Genomic DNA, 7,041 nt, shown 5'->3' with positions numbered 1-7,041 from the left:
CCGTTCGCTATTTTTTTTGCCAGAAATTTATATCCAATGTTCAACACGCCCTAATCAAATGAGAATTACTTAAAGCCATAGTAGATAACCCATTGGGTTTGTTGATGGTTTTAAAAACAGATCACGATTAAACGGAAACGACTCTGGCTTCATCTAGTGAAGTCAGAGCCTGTTCTTACCAGTTAAAAATCAACAACTAAAACCCTCTAGCATTATCACTAGTCACGGTATAAAAGATATTAAAAGCACTATTAGCACCAGTTTTGATAACTTTACCATCTACCGTTGCACTGGCTTCGAAATTAACACCACCACCTGCGCTTTCACCACTAACGATGTTCGGCAAGGTCAGTGAATGCACGATCACTTTCTTATTGGTAATGGGTGTCTCTGCTTTGGTTAGTTTTGTACCTCGTGGTTTCACCACTTCTCCCTCTGCAACGACTGTTGATAAATCATCATAAATAATATCGAAGTCTAATAATTGTGCCTGATCAAGTTTTGCTTGTCCGTTTACAACAGGGATACCAACAAGAGTTTTGCTGCCACGATGGATCATGCGATTATCGATAACTTTACCATTATCTAGCTTTCTGCCTTCTGCAGCCACTGAGTTAGTTCGAACTATCAACATCACTTTATAGCCTGGTACCGCAACTTTACCTTTTCCATCAAAAATATCAGCGACCAATTCTGGTGCATTTTTCGCGTCATTAATGACTACTCGAGCAGCGCTTTCAGAAACAGGATAGTCTTTGCCGTCAATCGTCAAATAACGAGTATCAGCATAGCTGCTTTGCGTTTTCATCAGACCCGTGGTGACAGCATTAGAGGGCGTTGCGCTCGATGATGACATCGTATTTTGACAGCCTGCGACTCCCAAAGATAATAGGGCAATAGATAAAATACAAACTTTAGATAATGGGTTTTTGCTGAAACATGAGTGAGTTGAACGTGACATAATTTAATCTCATAAGAAGGATTTTTGTGAAATACAGAACCATTAGAAAGCATTATTATTGATAATGATTATCATATGCATTATTATTACGATATTGTAACTGATTGTCAATAATTATCAGTGATATAAATTGCATTTGTTAGTCCTCTTACAGCTTCAATATAAGCAACGCTATGTCTAAGACTTTGTTCAATAAACTAAATATAATAAAGGATAAGTATGTCAAGATCTCAGAGAAGCCTTGCAATGATAACGATAACCATGGCAGGAGTAGTGATGTCACCAAGCTATGCTAAACCTGACTTGACCAAGACCGTAGATATGAGCTTATTGCATGCCAAAGATATCGGGTATCGTTTCGTATATCATACCTTCAGTGCACCTGCACCAGAACTATTCTCCTCTAGCTTAACCGATTCACAATTGAAAACGCTGCAAACCTATGCAAAACCTCGTCATTATCAAGTGTGGTTAGCTATTCCTGAGCAGCCAACCTATCATCTCCTCTCTAACAATTCTGTAAAAACTCCTAGTAAAGTGCTTTATATGCTTGATGGTAATGCGGCTATTGATGATTTAGATAAGGATACGCTGCGCTTATTATCCCAGTCTACACCACAAAAATCAGCGCCTACTTTGGTCTTTATAGGTTACCAAACACCTTATCGCTTCGATGTTGATGCCCGCGCCTACGACTATACCCCACCATTATTAGCCAACACTGTAGATAACGGTGCTTTTCAAGAAGAAGGTAGAGAGCGATTAAACGGCGGTGCAGCACACTTTTATGCGTTGATTGAAAAAGAAATTAAACCTTGGGTATATGAACAGTTGGGCGATATACCAGAGCAAGAAGCCATTTGGGGACACTCTTACGGTGGTTTGTTTGTGTTATATAATTTGTTCAAGCATCCTGAAGCTTATCAGCAGTATTTCAGTGCAGATCCATCACTTTGGTGGCAAAATGGAGAGATGATTAACTATTGGCAGGCATATCAAAATCTTCCTAAAGCGCAACTTGCAGATATAACCAATAATAAACACAAACAAATACGACTCACTTTTAGTCACTCCCCAGAGCAGACCACTATGCCAGTAGTAGCGCCTACTCTGATGAGTAAAAAAGAATTCGCCAAGGAAGTCTGTGAACACTTTGAGGAGCGTTGTATCTATCAGTTTTACAACCAATCTCATGGAGAGGTATTTACAACCTCTCTATTAGAGAGCTTAAAGAACTTCTAAGATTAAGCCTATTCAAAATAACTTTAGCACTCTGACCTTATCTACTGGATAAGAAAAACCTCGCTAGGTTAACCCAAGCAAGGCGGGAGAGAAACTTTTTACAAGATTATGAGACAATTGATCACCCAAATAAAAAGGTCTGAACCATTAGTTCAGACCTTTTTTATTCTTAAAGAAAATACTGTATCTAAGAATTAGAAATCAACACTCACATCAAACACATAAGTACGGCCAGGCTCATTAAAAGTACGTGCGCCTGCATTCGTAGCGGTACCCTCACGATAAACACCCGTATCAAATAAGTTTTTGACACCAGCACCAACCGTAATCGCTTTTGTCAAATCATAGCGAGTGCTCACGTTAGCAATGGCATACGGCTCGCGATCAAGCAACGGGTCATCACTATCATCTCCCGTCGTCGCTGAAATCGTTGGGGCTTCAATCGTGCCATAGTAGCTCACATCAAAACCAGCATTCCACTGAGGCGTGATATCCCAATCGACACCCGTGTTTACAGTGAACTTAGGAATGAGCGATAATGGCTCGCCATTGTCTTTACGCTCTGAGCGGATGTTACCAGTGATATTAGAAGACCATCTTACATTATCAGTGACTGGTACTTGTACAAAGCCTTCTAAACCTTCAACAATTGCTTCACCTTGATTGTCCCATTGAAAGATAGAACGATCTGTCGCCGTATCTACCGCCACACGATCCGTACCAGCGCCAATGCGGTTATCATAGGCATTGTGGTAATAAGTCAAGCCAGCATTCAATGCTGTACCATCATCATAAGTAAAGGTCAACTCTTTGTTCCAAGAAGTTTCATTTTCTAGATCAGAATTACCCAAAACATGACACCCTCCACCTCTGTTTTCATTTTTCACGTATTGTGGACAGCCATAACCACGAGTGTAGTAAATGTAATTTGGGTCAAGCTGGTATAGCGATGGCGCTTTAAATGCACGACTGACACCCGCCTTCACTGACCAATCAGGGCTAAAATGCCAAGTGGTATTGATACTAGGCGACCAGTTACTGCCAGCTTCACTATGATAGTCAAAACGTAAGCCTGGCGTGACATACCAATCAGGCGTGATCTCATAGTTATCTTCTAAATAAGCACCGACGAGGTAGGCATCTGAGGTCGGATCGCGCTTGTCAGGATCGGTCTCTACATCACCAAACTCAAAACCATCCTCAAATGTCATATCAGATACCACAGGGTTATCCAGCTTTTCACCGCGGAACTCTGCACCAGCCGTCAAGGTATGACGGTCAAAATAAATATCCCACTCTGATTTGGCATTTAACGTATCGTAGGTTGCCTCTACCCATTCAAAATCCTCGCCGTCGTCAGGTATGACAATCTGACCTTCACCACCACCCGCACTACCTTCACCCAAGCGCTCATTAATTGTCCGAGTGTACTCGACGAAACTGTTACTACTAGCGTCATCGTACTCACCGCGATGGGTGATCGCCGCGCCGTAGCGCTGCATCTTATTGGTGGTCTCACCTTCTAACTCATCTAACAAGTTTTCGTTCACTGATTGGAATAATGAGTCACCTGCCCAGCGGTTTTCTTGACGACTATAATTGACCTCAACACCGACCGTATTCATCGCATCCATCGCGTATTCGAACAACTGACGCACATCGATATTTTCGACACCTTCAGTACCTGCTGCTACTGAGTCATCTAGCGCTTCTGCTGCATTAATATACGGATCATCTGCTTCACTATCGTGGTAACCAAGGGTAGTACGTGAGGACAGCTTATCAGTCAATGCACCAGACATATTGACGTTAGTACGCCAGCTGCTGCCTTCTAGGTCACTCTCTGGCGTCTCATAGTGCCCACTGATAGAAAACTCTGACTCAGTCGGGCGCTTGGTGATGATATTGACTACCCCGCCCATACTACCAGAGCCATAACGAGCGGCTGCTGGGCCACGCAATACTTCGATGCTCTCGATAGCACCTGGTGGTACCCACTGCGAGTCACCACGTGTGTCTTGCTCACCACCACGGCTCGGTCGCGAGGAATTACGAGAAGTGACAGGACGACCATCGATTAAAATCAAAGTGTTATTTGGCCCCATGCCGCGCAAATCGATTTGACGCTGATTACCGCGCTGTCCAGAAGTTGAGGAACCAGATAAATTGACGCCAGGCATTTTGCGCACGATCTCTGCAATGTCATTGGAAACAGAGGCTTTCTCGATGGCCTCTTCGCTAATGACAGACAACCCCGCCGCTTGTTCTAGCTCCTCTCGCGCCGCCTTGACGACGATAGTATCTAGCTCAACAGAAGGCATCGCTTGCTGTTCTACAGCTTCTTGCGCTTCTATTTGTTGTACAGTAAGACCCTCGCTCTCAGCTGCAAATGCGGTAGTAGTGAGAATAGAGGCAATCGCCATGCCAAGCAGCGCTTTACCCGTCACTACGTGTAATGGCTTTGATAGATGAAGGACATGCTCAGAAGCAAAAGAGGGTGATGATGTTGGCATAAATGACAATCCTAAAGTATTTAGTATTTACCAATACCTGTTATGTTTTCTGATAGCGCTGGTCAGCAGCAACCTAGTGAGTAAGTGGCAGCAAAGCACGAATATGGTTGTGTTTGATCGTTATAACGTCAGAATAAAGGCGGTATTGATATCCATAGCATCTTGAGGACAGAGCGCGACTCGATGCTTAGTAATAAAGAGTACACACTCTAGCAACATTCAATAAATAACGCAAATAATAATGATAACTATTATCGTTAGTATTTGCTTTATTTTCTGGTGTCATAAAGTTATAAATCTAACGATCACTCTTATGGTCAGGTGATGTGGCCAAAAACTCTCAAATGCATGACCTGCGAAGCTAATGGTCTGATAGTAGCAGTCATTTTCAGCGAGACGCTAGAAAAGCGATATCGTCATTACTACATAAAAGAGATACACTGTATATATTCGCTAAACTGACATAAATTTTCTTGCGTGCTGTGCCTGCGCCGACAGGTGCTGCGTAAAACTTATCTCAGTCTCGCTGTATCCTGTTTATATTGACCTGACTATATATAAAAACAGCCGATATATAATGATAGCCTCTACAGTATGGGTAAAAAAACATGAATATCGAAAGTGATAGCGCCAGCCAAGTAGAGATTATTTATGAAGATGAATTTTTGGTGGCGATTAATAAAGAGGCGGGGCTATTGGTGCATCGCAGCTGGCTGGATAAAGGCGAGACGCGCTTTGCCCTGCAGCTGACCCGTGATGCCGTAGGCTGTCATGTGTTTCCCGTACATCGTCTGGATCGGCCGACGTCAGGGGTATTATTGTTTGCTAAAAGTGCGGACGTGGCGCGCACGTTGACTGAGGCCTTTACTACGCGCCAGGTAACCAAGCAGTATTTGGCGGTGGTACGCGGCTTTATGCCAGAGCAAGGCTTTGTTGATCATGCGCTAAGCTTTCAGCCAGACGCCATCGCCGATAAGTTTGCCAATGTGGACAAACCTGCTCAAGAAGCGGTGACCCATTGGCAACGCTTAGCACAGATCGAGCTGCCATTTGCCGTATCAAAAAAGCACAACACCAGCCGCTACAGCCTCATGCGCTTGATACCCATCACTGGCCGCAAGCATCAGTTGCGCCGGCATATGAAGCATTTGTTTCACCCCATCGTGGGTGATACCAGTCACGGCGATGGACGGCACAATAGATTTTTTCGTACTCAGTATGATTGCACGCGCATGCTACTACATGCTCACAGTTTGGCGCTCAGCCATCCTGTCACCGGTGAGCCACTGCTACTAAAAGCAGGACTGGACGAGCAGTGGCGGCATATTATAGAGACCTTTGCTTGGACAGCGAGTATTACAGACTAGGTACAGTTATCCATCGCTGCTATTTACCGATGCGCCAGCTTTTTATTTTGGTAAAAAAACCTTTTATTCTCTCAGAAAAGCCAAACGCCTCGGACGCAGGCACTGCCTCAACCTGATGGCGCGCCGCCAGTATCGGCTGCTGGAGTAGTCGCTCATGATGATCAAAAGCGCGATCCAAACTGATACTCATCATAGAAAAATTGGTCGGTCGTGGTAAGCAGCGATACACTTGACCCTTATTGATTAAATCAATCACCATATGAGCATCTTTAAATTCAGTCAGCATCAACACCATCAAGTCTGGCTGGATGTTTTTTAGGGCATAAACCACAGGCGTGATGTTTTCTTCGTTAAGCGTGGCGTCAGCAATGGTGACCCCAAAGCGCTTTTTTTGTAATAAGCTTGCTGCCTGCTCCAGCGTGTTTGCCCAGCTCACTGTATAGGCGCCCTTAAAATGACTTTTTATTTGCTGATAGACATGCTCGTCATCGTCTAATACCAGTAGATGGCGCTTGCCAGCTGCATTACTGTATGCAGAGTGAGACAGTGCTGTGTCCCCAAAAACACTCGGGGCTATGTCTTGTGTTTGTTGAGCAATCTCTGTCGCTTTGTTGATGACGTCTTTTAGCTCGTCATTTTGCCAAGGTTTGGTGATATAACGATAAATCTCGCCTTCATTGACCGAATCAATCACCGCGTTTAGATCGGCATAACCGGTCAATAAAATACGAATGGTATTTGGCGATTTCTCTTTGATATCACGCAGCACTTCTGTCCCTTGCTTATCTGGCATACGCTGATCACTGATGACCACTTGGACATCGTGGCGGCTGACATACGCCATCAGCTCGGCGGCATCGGTGGTGGTAAATACATCGTGCGACTGGCGAAAGTGCATCTTTAAACTGCGTAAGATGCGCGGCTCATCATCGATAAAGGCAATCTTTGGTTTTTGCAT

The 7,041-nt window shown here is 44.1% G+C and carries 5 protein-coding genes; 2 read left to right on the top strand and 3 right to left on the bottom strand.

Going from position 1 to position 7,041, the window contains the following annotated elements:
• Positions 1-196: 196 nt before the first annotated feature.
• Positions 197-961, bottom strand: coding sequence for a hypothetical protein (locus tag JFC05_RS08680; RefSeq protein ID WP_198336591.1), 765 nt, complete (start codon positions 959-961; stop codon positions 197-199).
• A gap of 219 nt (positions 962-1,180) precedes the next feature.
• On the opposite strand from JFC05_RS08680, the gene JFC05_RS08675 reads away from it, so the two are divergent.
• Complete coding sequence (locus JFC05_RS08675; protein ID WP_198336590.1) at positions 1,181-2,203, top strand: alpha/beta hydrolase; 1,023 nt, start codon at positions 1,181-1,183, stop codon at positions 2,201-2,203.
• Between the two features lie 194 nt (positions 2,204-2,397).
• On the opposite strand, the gene JFC05_RS08670 is transcribed toward JFC05_RS08675, so the two are convergent.
• Positions 2,398-4,716 (bottom strand): FepA family TonB-dependent siderophore receptor, encoded by a 2,319-nt coding sequence (locus JFC05_RS08670; protein ID WP_198336589.1) that lies wholly within the window; start codon positions 4,714-4,716, stop codon positions 2,398-2,400.
• Between the two features lie 608 nt (positions 4,717-5,324).
• Here JFC05_RS08670 and truC point away from each other — a divergent pair.
• Positions 5,325-6,083, top strand: a complete 759-nt coding sequence (gene truC / locus JFC05_RS08665) for a tRNA pseudouridine(65) synthase TruC (RefSeq protein ID WP_198336588.1) — start codon at positions 5,325-5,327, stop codon at positions 6,081-6,083.
• Positions 6,084-6,102: 19 nt separating this feature from the next.
• On the opposite strand, the gene JFC05_RS08660 is transcribed toward truC, so the two are convergent.
• The gene (locus JFC05_RS08660) at positions 6,103-7,041 is read right to left on the bottom strand and encodes a response regulator (protein WP_192993683.1); all 939 of its coding nucleotides are present in this window, start codon (positions 7,039-7,041) and stop codon (positions 6,103-6,105) included.

Source organism: Psychrobacter celer, from assembly GCF_016107555.1.
GTDB classification, from domain to species: domain Bacteria; phylum Pseudomonadota; class Gammaproteobacteria; order Pseudomonadales; family Moraxellaceae; genus Psychrobacter; species Psychrobacter celer.
Note: the sequence above shows the minus strand (reverse complement) of the source record. Positions and strands in the feature narration are given on the sequence as shown.

Bases quoted from the DNA above. Each gene is read 5' to 3' on its own strand.
- JFC05_RS08675 (WP_198336590.1), top strand. From the start codon at position 1,181: ATGTCAAGATCTCAGAGAAGCCTTGCAATGATAACGATAACCATGGCA.
- truC (WP_198336588.1), top strand. From the start codon at position 5,325: ATGAATATCGAAAGTGATAGCGCCAGCCAAGTAGAGATTATTTATGAA.
- JFC05_RS08660 (WP_192993683.1), bottom strand. From the start codon at position 7,041: ATGCAAAAACCAAAGATTGCCTTTATCGATGATGAGCCGCGCATCTTA.
- JFC05_RS08680 (WP_198336591.1), bottom strand. From the start codon at position 961: ATGTCACGTTCAACTCACTCATGTTTCAGCAAAAACCCATTATCTAAA.
- JFC05_RS08670 (WP_198336589.1), bottom strand. From the start codon at position 4,716: ATGCCAACATCATCACCCTCTTTTGCTTCTGAGCATGTCCTTCATCTA.